17 protein-coding genes are annotated in these 21,574 nt (G+C 46.2%); 12 read left to right on the top strand and 5 right to left on the bottom strand.

Annotated features, from left to right (window positions below; genetic code table 11):
* Positions 1 to 16: 16 nt before the first annotated feature.
* The 9 genes from R7P64_RS01020 to R7P64_RS00980 all read left to right on the top strand — a co-directional run bounded on the left by R7P64_RS01020 (position 17) and on the right by R7P64_RS00980 (position 10,035).
* Positions 17 to 580: a TRAP transporter small permease gene (locus R7P64_RS01020; protein WP_025768663.1), complete on the top strand. Its 564-nt coding sequence runs from the start codon at positions 17 to 19 to the stop codon at positions 578 to 580.
* Positions 577 to 1,857: a TRAP transporter large permease gene (locus tag R7P64_RS01015; RefSeq protein WP_047102426.1), complete on the top strand. Its 1,281-nt coding sequence runs from the start codon at positions 577 to 579 to the stop codon at positions 1,855 to 1,857. The genes R7P64_RS01020 and R7P64_RS01015 overlap by 4 nt, the downstream gene beginning before the upstream one ends.
* 513 nt (positions 1,858 to 2,370) lie before the next feature.
* On the top strand, positions 2,371 to 3,345 hold the full coding sequence (locus R7P64_RS01010; protein ID WP_025768665.1) for an ester cyclase: 975 nt from the start codon (positions 2,371 to 2,373) through the stop codon (positions 3,343 to 3,345).
* Between the two features lie 49 nt (positions 3,346 to 3,394).
* Positions 3,395 to 4,390: an ester cyclase gene (locus R7P64_RS01005; protein ID WP_042522215.1), complete on the top strand. Its 996-nt coding sequence runs from the start codon at positions 3,395 to 3,397 to the stop codon at positions 4,388 to 4,390.
* Positions 4,383 to 6,116 (top strand): sodium:solute symporter family transporter, encoded by a 1,734-nt coding sequence (locus R7P64_RS01000; RefSeq protein WP_005383442.1) that lies wholly within the window; start codon positions 4,383 to 4,385, stop codon positions 6,114 to 6,116. The genes R7P64_RS01005 and R7P64_RS01000 overlap by 8 nt, the downstream gene beginning before the upstream one ends.
* Before the next feature lie 217 nt (positions 6,117 to 6,333).
* Positions 6,334 to 7,341, top strand: coding sequence for a LacI family DNA-binding transcriptional regulator (locus R7P64_RS00995; protein ID WP_005374731.1), 1,008 nt, complete (start codon positions 6,334 to 6,336; stop codon positions 7,339 to 7,341).
* Between the two features lie 146 nt (positions 7,342 to 7,487).
* Positions 7,488 to 8,132, top strand: coding sequence for a recombinase family protein (locus R7P64_RS00990; RefSeq protein WP_213973072.1), 645 nt, complete (start codon positions 7,488 to 7,490; stop codon positions 8,130 to 8,132).
* Positions 8,129 to 9,313 carry a multidrug effflux MFS transporter gene (locus tag R7P64_RS00985; protein ID WP_213973071.1) on the top strand — a complete coding sequence of 395 codons (1,185 nt, stop codon included), beginning with the start codon at positions 8,129 to 8,131 and terminating at the stop codon, positions 9,311 to 9,313. The genes R7P64_RS00990 and R7P64_RS00985 overlap by 4 nt, the downstream gene beginning before the upstream one ends.
* Positions 9,314 to 9,390: 77 nt before the next feature.
* Positions 9,391 to 10,035, top strand: a complete 645-nt coding sequence (locus R7P64_RS00980) for an START domain-containing protein (protein ID WP_213973070.1) — start codon at positions 9,391 to 9,393, stop codon at positions 10,033 to 10,035.
* A gap of 80 nt (positions 10,036 to 10,115) precedes the next feature.
* On the opposite strand, the gene R7P64_RS00975 is transcribed toward R7P64_RS00980, so the two are convergent.
* Entirely contained in the window at positions 10,116 to 11,870 is a 1,755-nt protein-coding gene (locus R7P64_RS00975; protein WP_213973069.1) for a hypothetical protein, read from the bottom strand.
* Between the two features lie 427 nt (positions 11,871 to 12,297).
* Here R7P64_RS00975 and R7P64_RS00970 point away from each other — a divergent pair, with 427 nt between their 5' ends.
* Positions 12,298 to 13,251: a M23 family metallopeptidase gene (locus R7P64_RS00970; RefSeq protein WP_318123052.1), complete on the top strand. Its 954-nt coding sequence runs from the start codon at positions 12,298 to 12,300 to the stop codon at positions 13,249 to 13,251.
* A complete protein-coding gene (locus tag R7P64_RS00965; RefSeq protein ID WP_080276973.1) occupies positions 13,155 to 13,607 on the top strand; it encodes a bactofilin family protein in 453 nt (150 codons plus the stop codon). The genes R7P64_RS00970 and R7P64_RS00965 overlap by 97 nt, the downstream gene beginning before the upstream one ends.
* 87 nt (positions 13,608 to 13,694) lie before the next feature.
* Here the strand turns inward: R7P64_RS00965 and R7P64_RS00960 are convergent, their stop codons facing one another.
* Positions 13,695 to 16,445: a M16 family metallopeptidase gene (locus R7P64_RS00960; protein WP_213973068.1), complete on the bottom strand. Its 2,751-nt coding sequence runs from the start codon at positions 16,443 to 16,445 to the stop codon at positions 13,695 to 13,697.
* Positions 16,446 to 16,809: 364 nt separating this feature from the next.
* Between R7P64_RS00960 and R7P64_RS00955 the strand changes: the two genes are divergently transcribed.
* Complete coding sequence (locus tag R7P64_RS00955) at positions 16,810 to 18,696, top strand: methyl-accepting chemotaxis protein (protein WP_054575394.1); 1,887 nt, start codon at positions 16,810 to 16,812, stop codon at positions 18,694 to 18,696.
* Positions 18,697 to 18,813: 117 nt separating this feature from the next.
* Here R7P64_RS00955 and fecE read toward each other — a convergent pair whose 3' ends face one another.
* From fecE to R7P64_RS00940, 3 genes are read right to left on the bottom strand one after another with little or no spacing between them, the layout of a single operon-like run.
* Entirely contained in the window at positions 18,814 to 19,578 is a 765-nt protein-coding gene (fecE, locus tag R7P64_RS00950; protein ID WP_213973067.1) for a Fe(3+) dicitrate ABC transporter ATP-binding protein FecE, read from the bottom strand.
* 2 nt (positions 19,579 to 19,580) lie between these two features.
* Entirely contained in the window at positions 19,581 to 20,552 is a 972-nt protein-coding gene (locus tag R7P64_RS00945; RefSeq protein WP_213915592.1) for a FecCD family ABC transporter permease, read from the bottom strand.
* Positions 20,549 to 21,508, bottom strand: coding sequence for a FecCD family ABC transporter permease (locus R7P64_RS00940; protein WP_370687806.1), 960 nt, complete (start codon positions 21,506 to 21,508; stop codon positions 20,549 to 20,551). Before R7P64_RS00940 ends, R7P64_RS00945 begins: the two co-directional genes overlap by 4 nt.
* Positions 21,509 to 21,574: the final 66 nt, after the last annotated feature.

The raw sequence follows: 21,574 nt of genomic DNA, 5'->3' as shown, positions 1-21,574 counted from the left end.
CGTTTTGGAGGTGAACATGAAGTGGTTTCGCTTACTAGACAAATACCTAGAACCTACCCTTATCGTTATCGCGATCTCGACGATGACAACTTTACTGTGCTTGCAAATCGCACTACGCCTATTTGACGCAACGATCGCGTGGGCTGAAGAGCTGGCACGTTATTTATTCGTATGGGCGATGTACCTGAGCATCAGCTATTGTATCCGAGATGATCGACACATCCGCATTCGTGTGTTCATCGATAAACTTCCGGGCAATTGGACGCAATTCAGTTTGATTGTTTCTGATCTTATCTACCTTGCCTTTAGTGCCACTGTCGCCTGGTTTGGATTTAAGGTGATCAATCGCAGCCTGCAACTCGGTCAGATTGCACCCGCAATGGAAATTCCTATTGCGTGTTTGTATGCCTCTGTTTTAGTTTGCGCACTATTAAGCTGCGCGCGCCTAGTGACAAGCATTTATCAACGTGTGAACGCGTGCTCCACCAGCAATGAACGAGTTCGCTTTTCTCGCCAACGCTATCGCCATATCAAAGCAAAGTACCGTACTTCTAACCGACTATTGGAGTTTAACGCATGACGTCTGCACTTTTGTTTGGCAGCTTTGGTCTGCTTCTGCTCATTGGCGTTCCGGTCGGTATTGCTCTGGCGGCAGCCAGTATGGTCGCGATACTCAGTCTGCCGTTTCTTAACATTGAGTTTTTAGTCCAAGGAATGGTAACAGGGCTCGACTCTTTCCCTCTCCTCGCCGTCGTTCTATTTACCTTGGCAGGTAACCTTATGAGCCAAGGAGGGATCTCAAAACGATTATTACACGTGGCGGAGGTCTTCTTTGGCCACTTTACTGGTGGGCTTGGCATCGTCGCCATTGTGGCGTGCATGTTCTTCGCTTCCATCTCTGGTACGGGGTCTGCCACTGTTGCCGCTATCGGCCTGACGATGATTCCCTCGATGGTGAAGAAAGGCTACGACCGCAGCTTTGCCGGTGCCTTGATAGCCTCTTCCGGCGGAATTGGCGTCATTATTCCACCCTCTGTGGTGATGATCGTCTACGCGATCACTGCTGAAGTCTCCGTCACTAAGATGTTCATGGCGGGAATCATTCCTGGCTTGGTCGTCGGTATGGTATTGATCGGCTACTGTCTAATTGTCTCAAAAATGCGGGGCTACACAGGTAACGAACGCAAAGCGACTTGGGCAGAGCGTCTTGCTGCGCTAAAAGAAGCCAGCTGGGCAATGCTACTCCCCGTGATCATTCTCGGCGGTATCTATTCTGGCATTTTCACGCCTACCGAATCAGCCGCCATCGGAGTTCTCTATGGCTTATTCTTTGGCATGTTTGTTTATAAAGAACTCAAACCAGCGCAAGTGGTGAAAATCATTCTAGAGTCGTCACTGTTAGTTGGCGCTGTGCTCGTCATTGTGGGTGCGTCCGTGACGTTTGGCCGCATATTGACCCTAGAACGTCTGCCGACTGAAATTGCTCAGTTCATTCTATCGATTACCGAAAACAAACTTCTGATACTGCTTTGCATCAATGTCCTGTTGTTGCTCGTCGGTACCTTTATGGAAACGCTGGCAGCGATTGTTATTCTCACACCAATTCTGTTACCCATTACGTCAGCACTCGGCATGGATCCCGTTCATTTTGGTATCGTGATGATCGTGAACTTGGCCATTGGCTTTGTTACGCCTCCTCTGGGTGCTAACCTGTTTATGGCAAGTCAGGTAGGCAAAGTACCGATAGAGTCGCTCTCTAAAGCCATCATGGGTTGGATTGGTGCAATGATAGTGGCCTTGATGTTGATTACCTTCATCCCTGCCATCTCGCTATCGTTACCTGCGCTTTTATCCTGATCGTAGCACTCATAGAGCGCTTATGACTGTTATAGCCACTAGATAAACACCTTTCTAGTGGCTTATTCGTTATCTACTTCCGATTTAATAAAAAAGACCTAAAGCATTCGTATGCAAAAGGAAAATTTGAAAGATATAAGGATAATTGACACCAAAATAGCTGAATATTAGCGATAAAGTCTATTTGGGTGCCTTGATCTGCATGATTATCAGTTTTGGCTTAATCATTTGTTTCCATTCAAACAGATCAAAATAAATTAAGCGATTAAAAAACAATAAGATACTAGGAAATTCATACAAAAAACTTTGACCTCCTTTCTTATTAACACGTCTCGATAAGAGATAGCTTCCATCTCTCCTGTACTTTTTTAGTTTATTTTCCGCTCAATTGTTAAAAATCTGATCATCAGCACGCTATTTAAACAATCGAAAAACAATCCGTTGACAAAATGGCAACATGATATATTTTGAATACGTAATCAAAAAATAATTATTCAATTACGGAGGTGATTTATGGCCATGGTTGGCTTCGATGAAAAGTGGCGTGACTTTCCCGACTACATTCTTGGTATCACAAAAGAGATTTGGGAAGACCGAGGTTTAAACACCTTAGAACACTACTACTCTCCCGACATTGTTGTGCGTACTCCACTCTCTATCGTTCAAGGAAACGAAGGGGTGATCAGTGCAACAATGGCGACACTGGCCGAGTTTCCCGATCGCACGCTATATGGCGAAGACGTCATTTGGTCAGGCACCCCGGAACAAGGCATGCTTTCTTCTCATCGAATCATCTCTACTGCAACACACAGTGGCAACGGCTTCTACGGGCAAGCCTCGAACCGCAAACTTCGTTTCCGTATTATCGCAGATTGCCACGCTATCAATAACCAAATCAATGACGAATGGTTGGTTCGCGATCAAGCCGATATCGCGAAACAACTGGGTATGACGTCAGAAGAGTTTGCACGCCAACAAATCGAATTTGAAGGTGGCGTGGAATCAAGCCCATTTCCGTTCACACCTGAAGTCGACATTCCTGGACCTTATTTGGGCGTAGGCAACGACAACGAATATGGTCAGCGCTACGAAGCAATTCTCAGAAGCCTTATGAATGCCGAGTTCTCTATAGTACCGAAAGAGTACGACCGCGCTTGCATCGGCGAATACACTGGAGGTCAAACTGCCCTATCACACTCGGAAGTCGATCATTTTTGGATGGCACTTCGTGCGTCTTTCCCAAATGCTCAATTTACCGTTCACCATCGTATTGGCCGAGATGACGACATGATGTCACCACGCACTGCAATTCGATGGTCTTTGCACGGTAAGCATGAAGGGTATGGGATGTTCGGTAAGCCTTCTGGGAAAGAGGTTTACATCATGGGGATCAGCCACGCTGAGTTTGGTCCTTGGGGTCTTCGTCGCGAATTCACTTTGTTTGACGAGACCGCAATCTGGAAGCAAATCCTGCTACAGCAAGGCTAACGGCTGACTAAACACTATTTATTAAAATCACAGACAGTAAGGAAGCAACATGTCACTCAACATCATCGAACAGTTCTACCAGAACTACTTCAAAGCCGCAGACATCGAGCAAAAACAGGCCGCTCTGCAAGCTTTGAACCCTGACGTAAAATGGTGCGTGGCGCACCCTGTGAACGATCTTAATGGCCCAGATGCAACCCACGAATCTTTCCTCTCACCACTTGTTAATGCTTTACCTGATGCCGAGCGCCGACCAATGATTGTGATGCACGGCGAATACGAAGGCCGCACTTGGTACAACTCTACCGGCTACTTTATCGGTACATTTGAACAACCACTGTTTGGCATCCCAGCAACAGGGAAAACACTCTACTTGCGTTACACCGAAATGGTGTGTGTGGAGAACGACCAAATCACCGAATCTTACATGATTCCAGACTTCATCGATGCGATGAATCAAGCAGGCTGCAACCCTCTTCGTAAAAGCTTAGGTCACGATGGCTTGGTTCCTTCTCCTGCAACTTCTAACGGTATTCAACAATCTGTTGTGTCTTTGGAAGAAAGTGAAAAGAGCGCCCAGCTGGTTGAAGATATGCTGTCTTGCTTGGGTCGTTTTGATGGCAAAGATCTTTTCTCGATGGATCTTGAAAACTACTGGCACAATGACTTCATGTGGTACGGCCCTGCTGGTATTGGTACTACGCGCGGTATCAAAGGTTTCCGTAACCACCATCAAGCGCCATTTGTGTTTGCGTTCCCAGATCGAAGTGTCGATATTGAGGTCAATTTTTTGGCCAAAAATGACTACGTATCCACAGGTGGTTGGCCACATATGCATGGTACTCACACTGGTTACAGTGGCTGGCTCGGTCTTGCCCCAACCGGAAAACACATCGAACTTCGCGTTATGGACATTTGGCGACGCGAAGGAGATTTACTGAAAGAAAACTGGGTGGCGATCGACATCGTTCATATCCTGCTGCAACTTGGCTATGACGTGTTTGCACAAATGAAAGAACAGTTAGAAGGACCTAATTATGCATGAGTTTGGCGCACTTAACTGGAGCATCCTTGGGGGATACATCGCCCTCACGCTAGTACTGGGTGCAGTAATCGGAAAGCGAGTCACTTCGGCTAGCCAATTCGCCTTGGGTGATAAGAGCATCCCTTGGTGGGCGATCGGTATTTCTGTCGTTTGTACTTACGTGAGTGCCATGTCTTTCCTTGGCGGGCCAGCTTGGTCTTACAAAGAAGGTCTGTCGGTTATCGCGATTCACCTCAATTACCCGCTCGTTATCTTCTTCATTGTGGCTGTGTTTATGCCGTTTTTCTACAATAACGGTTTAACCTCCATCTACGAGTATCAAGAACGACGCTTCGGTAAGGCTTCACGACTGACTTTGTCGTTTATCTTCCTTATCAAACAAGCATTGAGCTCGGCAGCCGTACTCTATGCGACAGCAATGATTTTGGAGTTCATTACTGGTATCGACGTGATGTACTGCATCATGATCGTCACTGCAATCGCCCTTATCTACACCGTAATGGGCGGTATCGCGGCCGTCATTTGGACCGATGTGATTCAAGCAGTAATCTTATTTATTGGCGCATTCATCATCATTGAAGCTGTATGGAATGGCATGCCTGCCCCGATGACGGAGGTCATGGCAGAACTCAAAGCGAAAGGAATGACCGATGCCCTACAGACAAGTTTTGACCTAAGCCAAGTAACGACTGTATGGGCCGGCGTTATCGCAATGACGATGTTCCACACCACCGTGTATGGCGGTAACCAGATGATGGTACAACGTTGTATGGCCGCGAAAAACATGGGCGATGCGAAAAAGGCAATGTTGATGATGGGTTACGTGGCCTTCTTTATTTACTTTGTCTTTATCTTGCTTGGCGTCCTGTTCAACGCTTATTACGACGGTAAAGAGTTTGAAAACGGCAACACCATCATTCTTCATTATGCGAGTGAATATGGAATGCCAGGCTTGATGGGCATCATTGCCGCTGCGATTCTGGCGGCAAGTATGTCGAGTCTCGATTCCGCATTTAACTCAATGGCGACCGTTTCTGTGGCTGACTTTTACAAACGCTTCTACAAGCAAAACGAGTCGGAAGAGCATTACTTAAAGGTATCGCGTTTCTTCACGGTGGCGTGGGCGATTTTGGTCATCATTCCAGCGATCATGTTTGCCACCAGCACAGGCTCGGTACTGGAAGTGCTGAGTAAGGCAGGCTCTTACTTTGTCGGTGCGAGCTTCTGTATGTTCGTCCTTGGTTTCTACTCAAAACACATTACGGAAAAAGGCTTGTTAATTGGCGTTGCTGCTAGCTTCTTGGTGATCTGGTATGTAGCCGTTGCGACCGATATTGCGTGGCCTTGGTATTGCGTGATTGGCGTCCTTGTGAATGCCGTTGTCGCTTACATTGCTAGCCTTCTCCTGACGGGTAAACAAGATGAAATGCATCTTTACACAGTGAAAGGCCAGCAAGCGGAATATGCTCGTCTAAATAAACCAATCAAGGAAGATGGTTGGTATGTCGTTCCCGGCAAAATCGATGCTCCATGTTATGGCTTACTAGTGATGTTTGTATTCTCTCTCGTGATGCTTTGGGGGATCAACGCGTTTACCGACAACGCTCCTATGCTGATTAACTTTATGCGTGGCTGCTCTATTCTTGTCGCTACCGCTTGCATCGGATACATGGGGTATTCACTCCTCTCCCCGAAACGTAAAGTTGCAGTCAAACAAGCAAATTAATGTTCTTTACGTAGATACTGTACGTCCAACAAACGGACAGTATCTACGCTCTAGATCTAGTGCTAGCTCAAATCAAATCGAATGGGTTAACCCACATTTTGCTTTTTAACACTCCAAAGCCATTATTCTACTTAGGATACCCCGTCAGAACATTTATGAATACGTACCTATTTATGCTAGTCTTATGACCTCAATTACTGGCAACTAAGTTTTATTCATGAAATCAATTAAACACGTAGTCACATCAAAAGATGTGGCAAAGATGGCAGGCGTCTCTCAATCTACTGTATCGCGCGTGTTTGTTCCGGGTAGCTCAGTATCCGAAAAGACCAAGCAAAAAGTCTTTGAAGCGGCTAAAGCCCTTAACTACCGCCCTAACGCCTTTGCACGTAGCCTGACCACAAACGAATCGAAATTGATAGGTTTGGTGTTTCCTGATGCGGATTACCCTATCCATATGAAAACACTGCAGTTAATTTCCAGTGAGTTACAGAAAAAAGGTTATTCTGCCGTATTGATTCCATGGCAAGTGGATGAAGAAGAGGGCCACTCAATCCCAAATATCTTCCAGTATCGCGTCGATGGTGTCATTGCTGCTTCCGCAACCTTCAATAAGTCCCTTTATGAAGAATGTGAAGAGTTTAATATCCCAATTGTTCAATACGCACGAGTTGTTGAAGGTACTAGGAGTAGCTACGTTATCAGTGACAACTACGAAGCAGGCCAACAAGCCGCGCAACTTCTGCACAAAAGTGGCGTGAAGAACGCGGTTTATTTGACGGGAGAAGTGCCAACCTTTACGAATGACGAACGCCAAAGCGGCTTCTGCTCTGAATTTGAAGACCTAACCGGCAAGACGCCACGCATCATTGAAGCCAGCTATGACTACGCGAGCTCACTTGATAAAGTCCGTGCCATACTGGCAGACAAAAATCGGCCTGAAGCAGTGTTCTGTGCAACCGATAACCTTGCGATGGCGGTCATGGATATCGCTCGTATAGAATGCGGGTTGAGCATTCCTCAGGACTTACAAGTCATTGGCTTTGATAATATTCCTCAGACTGAATGGTTGAGCTATCAACTAACCACATTCCGCCAGGATTTCCGTCGCCTCGCTCGCGAGTGCGTGAAGATCATTGTTGATCAAATTAATACGAAAAACGGCAGCCTAGTAAAAATGATGGTGCCAGTGAAGTTAATCGAGCGACAGACAACAAAAGCTTAAATAGCTATAGCCAGCCATTCGGTTGGCTTTTTTATTTGCCTCTGACTCCCAAACGGCTCATTTAGTGTTGTAAGCATTAATGAACCCATGTATATTTATGAGCCATTACACTATATGAACCAAACAAAAAAAGGCTCATAATCCTTATGACCACGTATCTTTACACTCGTTATTCGCCAAAAAATCGAGCTTACCAAGAGCACCTTAATACTCTAAAAGCTTTTGCGCCCGAAGCTCAGCATTTTGAGGATAAGGTTCGTGGTTGCATGCCTCCAACCGAGAGAGAGGCATTCTTACAACTGCTCGATTCCGTCAGAGCTGGGGATACGATTGTGCTCTGGTGGCTGACCGCATTTGGTCGCGACTTTAGTCAAGCATTGAACACGATAAAAATGCTACTCGATAAAGGGGTAACATTGAAAACCGTATGTGAATCACTAACTTTTGAGCCAGGTTCTGTTCAAACTCAAACACTACTCACAGTGTTATCTGGATATGGGAAAGTGCAGACTGAACATCGCCTGTTTGCCGCAGAGCAAGGGCGACAGGCCATTAAAGAGCAGCCAGAATTATGGAAACAGAAGTTTCGCGGCCGCCCCGCAAACAAAACCAAACACCAACAGATCGCAACATTGCTGCTAGAAGGCTACACATTGCAAAACGTAGCAGAGCAATGCGAAGTCAGTCTATCGACTGTGAAGCGGGTCAAAGCAAAGCTAAATGAAGTGGATGACGAAGGCGGCTTAAGATCACGACGCCAAAAAGGTTGTTTGAATGGAGACCAGTCATGAGTCGCCCAATCAACTTTCATACTATACTACTCGCCTGTCTTATTATTAGCGTTGGCCAGTTGAGCATGGGGTTAGTTATGCCCTCTTTGCCATGGATAGCAAAAGACTTTTCCATCTCCCTCGACCAAGCTCAACTACTTGTGAGTATTTATTTGCTCGGCTTTGGCCCCTCTCAATTTATCTACGGGCCAGTGTCAGATGCTTTAGGACGAAAAAGAGTATTACTTACCGGTTTACTCATTGCGATGTCTGGTCTGCTGATGATTATTTTCTTCAGCGACACATTTACAGGGATGGTGATGGGGCGCTTTTTACAAGGGTTAGGTACAGGATGCTGCGCGGTACTCGCGAGGGCGTCGACTCGAGATAGGTTTAGCGGGGATGAACTCCCAGTGGCAATGTCTTACATCGCCATGGCGGCTTCAATCACGCCACTTATTGCACCTGTGATTGGCGGCTTTATCAACTTCCACTTCGGTTGGAGTATGGTGTTTATTTCTCTGTTGGGCTATGTCTCGCTGGCCTGGGTAATCATCGCCTTTAAGTTCACAGAAACCATCGCAAAACGTTCTGTCATTCCGTCACCCCGAAACATGTTGCTCCAATACAAGAGCTTACTTACGTCTCGTTACTTTATGAGTTTCGCCAGTATCAGTTGGTTAAACTTCAGCTTAATGATTACGACAGTCTCTGTGATGCCATTTATCATGCAAGATCAAATTGGCATGACCTCCGCTCAATACGCGATGTGGGCGCTCATTCCCGCTTTGGGTATGTTATGTGGTACCACGATTTGTAACCGAGTAAGGCCAATTATTGGCAATAAAAAAATGCTGCTTTGCACCCCATTTCTTCACCTCGCTGCCGCAATATGGTTATTTTTCTGCCCTGTTGAGCCTCTATTTCTGATGCTAGGACAGCTATTAATGATCTTGGGTAATGGTATTGCCCTACCTTGTGCACAAGCGATGGTAATGCAACCTTATAAAAAGCAAGCAGGTGCCGCAGCGGCAATGTCTGGTGGTGGACAAATGGTCGTCTCCTCATTGGTCAGCTTAACTCTGGTGCAGCTTGGATTGAGTCAAGCATGGCATCTAGCGATCGTTATCGTAATATTTGCATCGCTTACTTTCACCAACATTCAACGTGGCTTCAGTGCTGAGCAACCTTCAGAACAATAACAAAAAACATACTATTGTCCTTATAGCTACAACAAATCGTATAAACTTAAATTTAGGAAAAGTTGGCGGATACTAACATGATGTTGCATATAAGAATTGGCGCCTTAACACTCGCCACATTGATATCCGCTGGTACTGACGCGAGCGCCAACGAGAACTGGCAGTTCGAGCGTGACAAGAATGGAATCACAATTTACTCCCGAGAACATAGTGACGGTTTAGTTGAGATCCGTGCCCGGATGTTCACACCCACCAGCTATGGTGCATTTTTAACGCTACTGGAAGACAGTGACAACATCCCGAACTGGATTGACAATGCCAGTCATAGCCGGGTTTTAAATCAGATATCGGCCACCGAGAACATCGTTTACACCCAGTTTAAAGCACCATGGCCTACCAAAAATCGGGATATGGTCACCTACTCAAAGTACTGGGTCGATGAGCTGGGATTCACCATAGAAATCAAAAGCGCACCTGACTCATATCTTGCTGAACAAAATGGTTATGTTCGAATTCGCTCGGTTGATGCGACTTGGGAGTTACAAAAACTCACAAACGATACAACACTCGTGGAATACAAGGCGTTTGCTGACCCCGGAGGTCTATTGCCAAACTGGCTGATCAACAAACTCTCAAAAGAAAGTGCATGGGCGACATTTAGTAATTTAAGAAAAGAGTTACCTGAATATCAGCAATACTCTCATCCTCAAATAGATGAGTAAGCGTCGCTCTTCCCACTCGCTTTTTAATACGGTACATAATAACAAAAGGCGGCATTGCGCCGCCTTTTCTACTCAACGTGTTACTGCTGTGCAACCGTTACAGGTTTAGTTGCACCACGGTAATCAAACTCAAAACCAATACCTTGGTCTGTCACGTCCATCGTCATACCACCAACAAGCTCGCCTTGTAAGCTTTTGACAACATCATCCGGAACCGGCTCCCCAGTGATTGACGACGCACTCTCTAACACTTCCAAAATACGCTCTGAATCAAAATCAAAGCTGAACAAGCCATTTGGAGAAAGTGATTGCGCCATCACTTCTTTGCTTGCTTCCGTAGCACTATCACCACTGTAAAGGGTGAAATGGTTTTCGTTTAGACGAGCAAACACGTCCACCTTCACGCCAGTATGCATTTCTAATAGGTCACTGACATTAACAGGTTGGTTATCCGGTTGAATTTGCAATTGAGCAAGTTCAGGAACGAACATTTGCGCAGTTTGAATAAGCATCATTGGATCATTGGCAGAAAGAGACAACATACCATCTAGCTGGCTAAATACTTCACCATGCTGAGCATTAGTATCTACTTTGATATCAAACATTTGCAGGCTTAACCCTTTGAGGCCGTTAACCATGCCTGACCCCATGCTTACAGCGGCTGCTGGATTCTGGCCGCCCATCTCTTGCTGCATTTGTGTCAATAAAGAGCATTGGTATTGAGGCTGGGTCAAGTCAGCCCAAATCTGACCAATCGATGGCGCTAGCGTATTAATGTCTAAACCAAGCGCCATACTAAAGAAACTCTTATCACTTTTAGACTCTGCCAATACACCACGAATCGACTTGAGCGCATCTAGAATCACTTTATTGTTGGACTCAACAACAAAAGAACCTTTAATGAACGCCTGATCGCCTTTCATCTTGTATTCTGCAAACGCGACGGACTGAGGCCAGTTTTCTGCAACTTGAGTAAGCTCAGTATGGCAGGCTGGTGAACGCATTTCCTCAATAGTTGGTTCAGGATCTATTGCATCCAACGTGCTAATTTGACGAGCAAACATATTGCCATCTTTCGTCGTCAAACCTTTAATCACTTCGCGATGATCAAAGTAACCAAAAGAGTTGTTGTTTTCACCGTATTTGGCTTGCAACGCCTCAAGACGTCCACTCTCAGCAATATTTTGACTTGGTGCTTCAAGCCCTAATGCCATTTTAATCGGGTTTTGAACGCCCAGTTGCGGAACATCAACCGTTAACGTAAGCACGTTATCAACCACGGCTACAACCAAGCCAATACCGTCCTGCGGGTCAATTGAATCAGTCATCTCGTAACGACGATACTCGACTTCACCAAGCTTAACCAACTCATGCTTAGCGCCGCTCATCTGCTCTTCATGATCCAGTGTTTTCCATAACGCGGCAGGGTCTTCAATATCCACTTTGTACACTGGTACCATACCAATTGTGTACAACACAGGATTAATGTTTTCCCCGGTGCCCAAATAAGCTTTTAATGTTTCTGGCGACGCAGCACTCTCTAGGTACCCATCGAATAAGTTAACTGCAAACTGCTGTTGTGGAGACAGTGGTTCATCGGCAAAAAGTTCTGCAATCGAGCCTTGATTCGCCGTACCGAATGCGTTCATGTATTTATAATGGTTAAAAGGTTCTGTCTGATACGTCACCATAAGTGAATCTGCAGGAACTTGCGTTAACAGTGAGCCTGCATCACTCGCGGTAGTATTGTTTTGGTACAGGTAGCCAGCGCCCCCTGCTGCTGCGACCACTGCTGTAGCCAATAGTAGTTTTTTCACGACCAACTCCGTTGTCATAGTTATGTGTTCCTAAACGAAATGTAACGCTTAGGTTTAAAGCCAATGAATAGTGCTTTATATCAACCGCTATCATAAACAAGTTATCGATGTAATGAATGTCGGTTTGATAAATTATCCAACATTTATAAGGCAAACCGTGAAGTAAGTTGAATTGCGTGCGGATGCTATTGGCAATATTCACAATCCAATTTCTCGGATAACCGCCTTAAAAATCATAATATTCAGTTAAATGAAGCGATTTGGAGTAATTACGACCAAAATCAGCAGAATATTAAATCTTTATTGAGTCTTTTATCTAATATCTGAAAACGCCTCACGACCTGACACTTCTTTCCAATTTGCCTCTGGCGGTCCCTACTCGTTTTCCTTACATTCCTACTAACTCAGTGACGAGACGTATACCAAATACGAGCAATAGAAGACGATGAAAGACCAGTTGACGCTCTCTATATCAACTATCAATGGCTCAAGACATTGGTACTTCAGTAAAAGGATGCAACGCAACATAAAAACGTTTTTCGTTTTTTTTGTTGTTGCTCTGGCCGCGACCGTAATCTTAATTCATCACTTGTACACTCGCGTTGATAATGCAGCGTTAAAACAAGCTGAATTGACAGAGCATTCACGCACCATGGGTGAAGAGCTCAGCACACTGAAAACACTTAAATCAGAGCTAGAAAATGACCTTTCAGAACGGGAAGAACGGGTACAACTTGTTTCGGAACGTTTGGGTGAATTAGAGAAAGTGCTTGGGGTTGGAGAACATACCTCGACAAATAACTTGGATGCTAGGCTCGATGCAGCGGCGATAACCTCAAACGTTCGCATGGTGTTATTAAACCAAATACCAAGTGGCTCTCCAGTCGGCAACGTACGACTATCTTCCGGATTCGGTAAGCGTATCCATCCGGTGACAAAAGTTGCCAAGATGCATCGTGGGCTCGATTTTGCCGTAAATATCGGCACCAAAATTTATGCCCCTGCCGATGGGGTAGTGGAAGTCACCCGCCGCAGTAATAAAGGCTCTGGTAACTTCCTCAGGCTACAACATTCTTTCGGTTTTTCGAGTTCTTATTCGCACTTGAAAGCGTTCAAAGTAAAAAGTGGTCAGTTCGTCAAAAAAGGGCAGCTGATTGCAATTTCCGGCAACAGTGGGCTCTCTTCTGGCCCTCACCTGCATTACGAGGTGCGATTTGTTGGGCGAGCACTGAATCCGAAACCATTTGTCGATTGGAGCCTTAATGATTTCGAAGACATTTTTACTAAGGAGCGAAGAATACGATGGGAATCTTTAATCAAAACAGTGGAACAACGAGTAGCTCAGCAGCTTCAACTCTCATCGCCAAAGGCTGTTCTCTTAGCGGAGAACTCAAAGTAGAAAACGATGTCCAGATTGATGGCATCGTCGATGGTCAAATTAACGTGGAAGGCACTCTCGTTGTCGCAGAAAGCGGGCGAGTAAACGGTGAAATTTACGCTAAACAGCTGATCATTAACGGCATGATGGACGGAAACTGTCACGCAGAACACATTCAAGTGCTTGCCAAGGGACGCGTAAGCGGTAGGATCTGGAGCAATAACCTCAGCATTGAACCTGGTGGCAAATTCTTTGGTGAAGCAGCTGAATTACCTGAAAAAGAAGTGGTAACGCTCAAGGGTAAGGCTCAAGACAGTGCGATCACAAAAGAAAACAACACCAACAATGAAAAGCGACTTTCGCGTAAATCAGCATAAAAGCTTTGATTAAAGTGCTTAAAAAAGACGGCTTTCACGCCGTCTTTTTTATTACTATTGCCACGATTTTCGTCAGAAACTACGTGATTATTCGGCCGGATTTAAAACCATCACCGAGCGTTTTGCCTGTGGACCAAAAGCTGATTTTGCATGCGCTTTCACTTCATCTAACGTCACACTTTTAGCCACTTTCTCAACGTCAAGTAACACATCGACGCCGTAATCATGCACCAAATAACGAGTATATGCCCATGATCTCTGTGCTGGGTTGTCATCCAATCCTTGCATCGCGACTGCCAGTTGTTTCGCGGCCGTATCCACTTCTTTTTGGGTAATATTTGACGCTAAACCATCAAACACTTTGCCTAGTTTACTCTCTAAAAGTGCCACGTCTTCGGGCTCAACTTGAGACTCCAAGAGCCAATCAGAGATGGGTTCGCGATCTTGTGTCATGGTGTAAATGCTCGGGCTGTAATCAAGGCTAGACTCTTCTCGCACAATATCCAAAACACGTGCATTACTAATACGTTGCAAAATATCTTCGATAACCGTGTCTCTTGCCGTACGTTGGTAATCGCTCGTATTAGTCAAACGCATTACATACAACGATGAAGGTTCATGCCCATCCGCAACCACAGTTCGCTCCGGCACTTCCGGGTTAAACGCAACGTGATAATCAATCGAACGACTCGGTTTCATTTCGATAGAGGCCACATATTTACGCAAAAGTGGTGTAATTTCTTCCGGCTCTACGTTTGCAACAATAACCATCTTAAAACCATCATTGGTTTTGAAAAGTTGCTCATGCACCGCTAGTATCTGCTCGGAAGTCACTTGTTCAACATCATCACTGGACACTATACGATGACGACTACCCGGCAAATAAGAATTGCCGTTTGCTTTTTGAATCAGTTTTCCCATCGGTGATTCAAAAAAAGCGCCGCTCTGCTGTTTAAACTCTTGCTTCGCTGCTGCCATCTGGCGCTCGTCGACTTTAATCTCCGTCGCTAGGTTGTATAGTCCATTCAAAGCATCAGTTAGGTGCGTATTTGGCGCCGTAATTTGTGCTCCGTGACTGGTCGCATCAAGCATCGCGCCAAGCGCAATGTTGTTTTTGCGTAAGTAGCTATCTAGCTCTGAACCAGAAAATGCCCCTAACCCACTGCGTATTGCCGTTGTTGCTGCGATTTCATAAGCGGCATACAACGTCGGATCAACAGCGGCTTTACCACCTTGGCTCGCATAGTAAATATACGCTCGACCACCCGCTTTAGTATCTTTTTGGAACCACACTTCGACACCGTTTGATAGCGTATAGACTTGAAAACCACCCGCTTCCTGACGCATGCTCGTGATGCTGCCTTCCTGGGTAGGCTTTAAGAATCCATCCACTTTGTCATACATCTCTAACGGTTTTTCGCCAGTTTGAAGATAGGCACTGTTTAGAGCGGCAAATACACCATTGAACTGTTCTGACGTTTCGCTTTTCCCCAAACCAATAAAAAAGCTTGGCTGCTGAGATAACAAAGCCGCCAATTGTGTGTTAATGCTCTCTAAATTCTCGTTGTTGATGAATTCTGCCAAACTCTGGGCATAATTCTCTTTTGATTGGCTGACACTGTCTTGTCCAATTTGAAAAACACGTGCTTCTGCGTAACTGTTTGGCTTACGCTGACTCCAATCTGAATCAATATTTGCAAGTTCACCTTGCCAATTTGACATAACGCTATCTAACTCGGATTGAGTCGCACCATAATCTCTCAACGACGCCAAGGTACGAATGAAAGTCTGGTGCATTTGTTCGCGGCGATCTGGTGCAAACGAAATCCCTGCCGACATCATACGCTGATAGTTAGAGTAATAGGGCTCTGCATAAGCGTATTGAAAAGGTTCAGCGGCATCACTGAGTACACGGATCAAACGCTGTTGAATGAGTTGTGTTGCGACTTCATCACGCCACACTTCATGTTGTTGCTCAATCGTCGTGCCGCCACTTAGACCACGCTCAATCACTAAATGAAGACTTGGTGATTCCATCGTGTTACTTGGCAAGATTCTGTTTTCGTTGTTCACTCGAATATCACGGCGCTTCTCTATTACCGTATCCGAGGTACTTTCCCAGTTCGAGAACTTGCTTTTGATAATCTTGGACAGTGAATCTACGTCGATATTACCAGTCACAATCAACTCGGCATTTTGTGGCTGGTACCATTTGTCGTAAAACGCCTTTAACTTACTTGAGGAAGCATTTTGAATCGCTTCGCGAGTACCAATTGGGTCATGCTCACCATACATAGTGCCTTCAATCGAGGCTTGGTAAGCATGCATAGAAAAGGACTTATCATCCGGATTGGCACGTCGCCATTCCCCGAGAATCACCCCTTTTTCTTTCTCTACTTGCTCAGGAGCAAACTCAAGTCCGTTACCGATATCTCTCATCCACTTCAGGGCATCTTCTAGCTTCGTATTATTCGCAAGGTCAAGTTGGTAAGACGTTTGCTGATAACTGGTAAAAGCGTTGATATCAGCGCCAAAGCTACCACCAGATTGCTCAAAAAGTTTGACAACGTCGTTACCGGTAAAATGCTCACTACCATTAAACGCCATATGCTCAACAAAGTGAGCGTAACCCTTTTGAGAAGATGTTTCTTGGAATGAGCCGATATTCATCACCAAACGGACCGAGACTTCTTGGTCTTCTGTTGGATAGAGATGGTATTTCATACCGTTCGATAACTGGTCCACGTGCCAGTTGGCGTCAGGTTGAATCGGCGTCGACTGTTGTATCAGAGCACACCCTGACACTAATAACGCGGGGACTAACAATATACTGCGCATAACGATTGCCCATAACAATGATTAAGCTAATCAATATATATCCGGTGCTATAACCTTCACATTTTTAATGGATTATCAGACACGCAAATGTGATAAAGATCACCAATTATTGAAATCAATTCTCATTTACAAAAATCGACAAATCCTTACTTTACAAATACATAAATAATATCGTTCCAAATCCTTTTGCTTATTTGGTGTAAAACTCAAATTCGCGACATGGAGTCAGTATTTATTTTGAGCAATAAAATATAATTATTGAACAGATTCGAATCTGACTTTCTGCTGCATATTCAACAGCGCAGAGAGCACTGATGAGAATAAAAACACAACAACTATTATTCAAAGATCTATTATTCGCTTTATGTTCAAAAATCTATCATTAAAAAACAAACTGGCAATCTCTGCCAGTGCCGCCATCATTCTAGGGGGAGTGCTGGTAGAGGGGCTGTCTTTTCGAGATTCATTAAATAGGCTCGATGTCGAAGTCGCACAGCGACTAGAAAGCACTAGCGCATCTTACAATCAATACGTAAAGGACTGGCTACTCTCTAAAGAGCGCGCACTAACTTCACTCTCTTCTGATTCAGAGAAACGTTCTCTGGTTACGCATTTGAAACAAGTCCGAGACTCTGGCGCGTTCGATAACGTTTTCCTCGCTTACCCGGACGGGTCACAAGACAACGCTAATGGGGTGGTTTTGCCACCAGGTAATAACGATCCTCGTAAGTGGGGCTGGTACACCAATGCAATCGCCAACCCATCGAAAGTCTTTATGGATAACCCGACCGTCGCAGCTGCCACGGGGGCTAACGTCGTGTCGCTCGGTAAAGCCCTGCAATTGCATGGTCAAACCGTCGTTCTGGGTGCTGACGTAGAGATCGGTGATATCCTGAACAGTCTCAACCAAGTGATCCTGCCGGGTGAAGGTTATATGTTTATTGCCAATGAACAGGGCAATATTTTCACTCATAACAACGGTAAACTGCTGAATCAACCGGTTAGCAAGCTGGGCCTCAACAACAACGACATTACGTCTGCCGCACGTTCAGGTACAGAGCGTCGCGTCTCTATTAACGGCACCGAATATGTGATTTACGCGCGCCACATAGAGGGTACCAAACTCACAACGGTCACAGTGTTAGATCAAAACTCGTTGGTTGCCCCACTTTACGATGCAGTTTGGGATCAAATCATCGCAACCACTATCGTCGTCGTTATCTGTGTGGCTTTGTTTAACCTGCTATGTAACATCTTGTTCCGTCCGCTCTACAATGTTTCGAATGCGCTTGCGCAAATCGCCAACGGTAGCGGCGATCTGACTCAACGCATCAAAGTAGAAAACCGTGACGAAGTTGGTGAGCTGGCTGAAAACTTCAACCAGTTCGTTGAAAGTTTGCAGCAACTTATTGGTCACATTCGTCACCAAGCGGAAGAACTGAGCCAACAATCGGAGCTGAGCACGACTCGCGCGAATCAATCGGTTTCCGATCTGAACCATCAGCAACAAGAAATCACTATGGTGGCGACCGCTGTGACTGAAATGGCATCAGCAACGCAAGAGATTGCAGCACATGCAGAGCAGACGGCTAAAGCCGCTCAAGACTCTTCAGCAAGCACACAAAACGGTCATGAGTTGGTGATCAATTCCAAATCGTCCATCAATAATTTGTCTTCTGAAGTCAACCAAGCGAGCGTTGTCATCGGTGAGCTCAACCAGCACGCGCAAGACATCTCAACCGTGCTATCAACGATTCGAGACATCGCAGAGCAAACCAACTTACTGGCTCTGAATGCGGCGATTGAAGCGGCGCGTGCAGGTGAACAAGGTCGCGGTTTTGCCGTTGTTGCAGACGAGGTTCGCGTGCTATCACAACGCACACACACCTCAACCGAAGAGATTCGCTCGACGATCGAGACCTTGCAGCAAACCACACAACGCGCAGTGGCCATCATGGATACAAGCTCTCAGCTCGCGCAAGGTTCGGTGGAAGATGCTGATCGCGCAGCACTGGCTCTGGATGAAATCAACGCGGCCGTTGCGCTGATCAGCGATATGGCAACGCAAATCGCGACCGCCGCCGAAGAGCAAACGCACGTAACCAATGAAATCACGCAAAACGTCACGTCCATTAAAGATGTGACCGATCACTTGGTAGTTGGTGCCGAAGAATCGATGAATCAATCTGCTGAGCTGAAATCGCAAGCTGAGGATCTCAACTCGAAAGTAGCAACATTTAAACTGGCTTAAACGCCACATTAAGGACGCTCTTAAAAACAACAAACCCCGCTAGCGACTTTGTTACTAGCGGGGTTTGTTTTTATGGATCGACGTTTTTATTGCAGATAGCTTTCGAAAGACGTAAACCTACACCGCCACACACATCGGCGTGCCTGAGATTGGGTCGTTAAATACTCTCGCTTGTAAATCAAACACCGATGCCAACATACCTTCTGTCAGTACCTCTTGCGGTGTTCCCTGCGTGACTAACTGACCTTTTTCCAACACCACCAAATGATCGCAGTAACGGCACGCTTGGTTTAGATCGTGCAGCACTACCACCACAGTTTTGCCTTTGTCGTTCATCTGCCTCATGAGTTTCATCAGCTCAACTTGGTGAGAAAGATCCAGGTAAGTGGTTGGCTCATCAAGCATCACTACGTCAGTATCTTGCGCCATTACCATCGCAATCCACGCCCTTTGTCTTTGGCCACCAGACAACGATTCAACTGGCTTGTCAGCAAACTCAATCACGCCAGTATCTTGCATTGCTTGCTCGACTAAGGTCTTGTCTTGTTGACTTAACCGGCCCCAATGAGAGAGATAAGGCGAGCGGCCATATTCGACCAGTTTTCTGACGGTAATACCTTCAGGACTGACAAGAATCTGCGGCAGCAAAGACAACGAACGCGCCAAGCGTTTATCCCCGTAGTTGCTTAGTGGTTTTTCGTCATACAACACTTGGCCAGAAGCGGGTTTATTGATGCGTACCAAGGTTTTTAATAGTGTCGATTTACCGCAACCATTTGGACCAACTAGTGCGGTAATTTTACCTTGAGGAATCGACAAAGAGAGATCTGGAATGATGGTCTGTTTGCCGTACGCGACGGATAAGTTCTGCGTTCGTAACATGCTTACCAACCTCTATAACGATACAAAAGAAAAATGAAATATGGTGCGCCAATAACAGATGTCAGCACTCCCGCTGGTAGCTCAATTGGCGGCTGTAAGCCTCTCGCTAAACCATCGGCGCAAATCACCAACAAAGCGCCAAGGGTTGCAGCGGCTGGAATTAACAACTTGTGGTTGTGGCCAAACAGCAAACGCGCAAGATGCGGCGCAAGCAGGCCAACAAAGCTGATCGTGCCTGCCACAGACACACTGATGCTCGCCAATAACACGGCAGCAATCAGCGCAAGAATTTGGGTCTGTCTTGGTTTCATGCCAAGCGTAGTAGCGCTTTCTTCTCCCAGTCCCATAACATCTAGCCGCCAAGCCAGCCAAAACGCCAATGGCAGTAGCAGCAATAGAGCACTCCAAATAAACGGCACTTGTTGCCAATTTCGTCCCCACAAACTGCCGGTTAGCCATACCATCGCCGTGTTGATTTCGATAGGGTGCACAATCAGAAGAAAATCGATACCGCTGGCTAAAAATGCGCTGACAGCAACACCAATCAGCGCCAAACGTGCTGGTGTTGGTTTCGACCAGTAAGCCAGCACAGCAATAAAGCCAGCAGCAAGCAAGCCTCCCGCCATGGCGACCATCGGCAACATTGCCACTGGCGCATTCGGATACAGCACCAAACAAGCGGTAGCCGCCAGTCCTGCTCCGGCGCTTATCCCCATTAAATCTGGTGAGGCAAGTGGATTACGGATGACGCCTTGAACTAAAACGCCTGACAGCCCCAACCCAGCGCCCACGCCAATGGCGAGCAACATTCTCGGTAATCGATATTGGTGAATCACAAAGTCCGAGTCAGAGAAAGAAAACAGTAATGCAAAAACCTGTTGAGCCGACATGTTCGCCGCGCCAACAAACAGCGTGAGAGAAGACGCAATCAGCAACAATCCAACTAATGCAAACAGTTTGGTTTGATTCATCATGATGATTTCCTCATTGCAATCGCGATAAAGCAAGGTGTGCCCAACAGCGCGGTAATCACGCCCACTGGCGTTTCAGCCGGAAAGGCGATCGCTCGTGATAAAGCATCTGACCACGTCACCAATGCCGCGCCACACAAGGCGGAAACCGGAATGAGAATGTGATAGTTGTGACCAACAATCGGGCGTACCAAGTGCGGCACTAACAACCCGACAAAGCCAATTGGCCCAGCAATCGCTACGCTAGTTCCTGCCAACAGCACAACCGCTAAACCACTGATAAATCGCGTAAGACGAATGTTACCACCTAGCCCAACAGCAACTTCGTCCCCCAACGCGAGTAAATTTAAGTTTCGCGCTAAGCCCATGGCGAGCACCAAACCTAAAGTCGCAAAAGGCCACAGTTGCTGCCACTGCTCAGAATCTACCGCGGAGAGTGAGCCCGTTAACCAATGCAACACGCTGTAAGCCATGTCATCCGCCAAAATTACCGACGCACGAGTTAACCCTATCAGCAGTGCACTGATGGCAATGCCCGCTAGCACTAAACGCAATGGGTGAGAACGCGCGGAGAAAAAACCGCCCAACAACATGACCGCACCACCACTTAGTAGCGCGCCGAGTACTGCGTTGATGATTGGGTTCAATTGACTAAAGAATGGTACGCCGATGGACGCTAAGGCCATAAAACAAGCCGCACCAGCATTAATGCCGAGAATGGATGGCGACGCCAAAGGGTTACGAGTTAATCCTTGCATCAGCACTCCGGATACCGCAAGCGAAGCGCCAATTAATAACCCAGCATAGGCACGAGGCGCACGCAGCGTCGCGAGGATTTGATGCAGCATATTGCCCTCATCAAACGCAAACCAATAGCTTGTCAGATCATTAACGCTCAAAGAAAAGTTGGACCAGCCAATCATTGAGGCTGCATAGCCTGAGAGCGTACACAACGCCATAGCACAGACAAACAAGCTCGCTTTCCAATGCGATTTGCTAACCGAAGACGCGCTTTCCGAGCTTAT

This window comes from Vibrio sp. 2304, assembly GCF_033339475.1.
Taxonomy (GTDB): Bacteria; Pseudomonadota; Gammaproteobacteria; order Enterobacterales; family Vibrionaceae; genus Vibrio; species Vibrio alginolyticus.
The sequence above is the reverse complement of the archived record's forward strand: the minus strand, read 5'-3'. Positions and strand labels throughout refer to the sequence as shown.

Coding starts and splice junctions, on each gene's coding strand:
- R7P64_RS00960 (WP_213973068.1), bottom strand. CDS start 16,445: ATGCGCAGTATATTGTTAGTCCCCGCGTTATTAGTGTCAGGGTGTGCT.
- R7P64_RS01005 (WP_042522215.1), top strand. CDS start 3,395: ATGTCACTCAACATCATCGAACAGTTCTACCAGAACTACTTCAAAGCC.
- R7P64_RS00980 (WP_213973070.1), top strand. CDS start 9,391: ATGATGTTGCATATAAGAATTGGCGCCTTAACACTCGCCACATTGATA.
- R7P64_RS00970 (WP_318123052.1), top strand. CDS start 12,298: ATGAAAGACCAGTTGACGCTCTCTATATCAACTATCAATGGCTCAAGA.
- R7P64_RS00955 (WP_054575394.1), top strand. CDS start 16,810: ATGTTCAAAAATCTATCATTAAAAAACAAACTGGCAATCTCTGCCAGT.
- R7P64_RS00990 (WP_213973072.1), top strand. CDS start 7,488: ATGACCACGTATCTTTACACTCGTTATTCGCCAAAAAATCGAGCTTAC.
- R7P64_RS00975 (WP_213973069.1), bottom strand. CDS start 11,870: ATGACAACGGAGTTGGTCGTGAAAAAACTACTATTGGCTACAGCAGTG.
- R7P64_RS01010 (WP_025768665.1), top strand. CDS start 2,371: ATGGCCATGGTTGGCTTCGATGAAAAGTGGCGTGACTTTCCCGACTAC.
- R7P64_RS01015 (WP_047102426.1), top strand. CDS start 577: ATGACGTCTGCACTTTTGTTTGGCAGCTTTGGTCTGCTTCTGCTCATT.
- R7P64_RS01000 (WP_005383442.1), top strand. CDS start 4,383: ATGCATGAGTTTGGCGCACTTAACTGGAGCATCCTTGGGGGATACATC.
- R7P64_RS01020 (WP_025768663.1), top strand. CDS start 17: ATGAAGTGGTTTCGCTTACTAGACAAATACCTAGAACCTACCCTTATC.
- R7P64_RS00945 (WP_213915592.1), bottom strand. CDS start 20,552: ATGATGAATCAAACCAAACTGTTTGCATTAGTTGGATTGTTGCTGATT.
- R7P64_RS00940 (WP_370687806.1), bottom strand. CDS start 21,508: ATGGCGTTGTGTACGCTCTCAGGCTATGCAGCCTCAATGATTGGCTGG.
- R7P64_RS00965 (WP_080276973.1), top strand. CDS start 13,155: ATGGGAATCTTTAATCAAAACAGTGGAACAACGAGTAGCTCAGCAGCT.
- R7P64_RS00995 (WP_005374731.1), top strand. CDS start 6,334: ATGAAATCAATTAAACACGTAGTCACATCAAAAGATGTGGCAAAGATG.
- R7P64_RS00985 (WP_213973071.1), top strand. CDS start 8,129: ATGAGTCGCCCAATCAACTTTCATACTATACTACTCGCCTGTCTTATT.
- fecE (WP_213973067.1), bottom strand. CDS start 19,578: ATGTTACGAACGCAGAACTTATCCGTCGCGTACGGCAAACAGACCATC.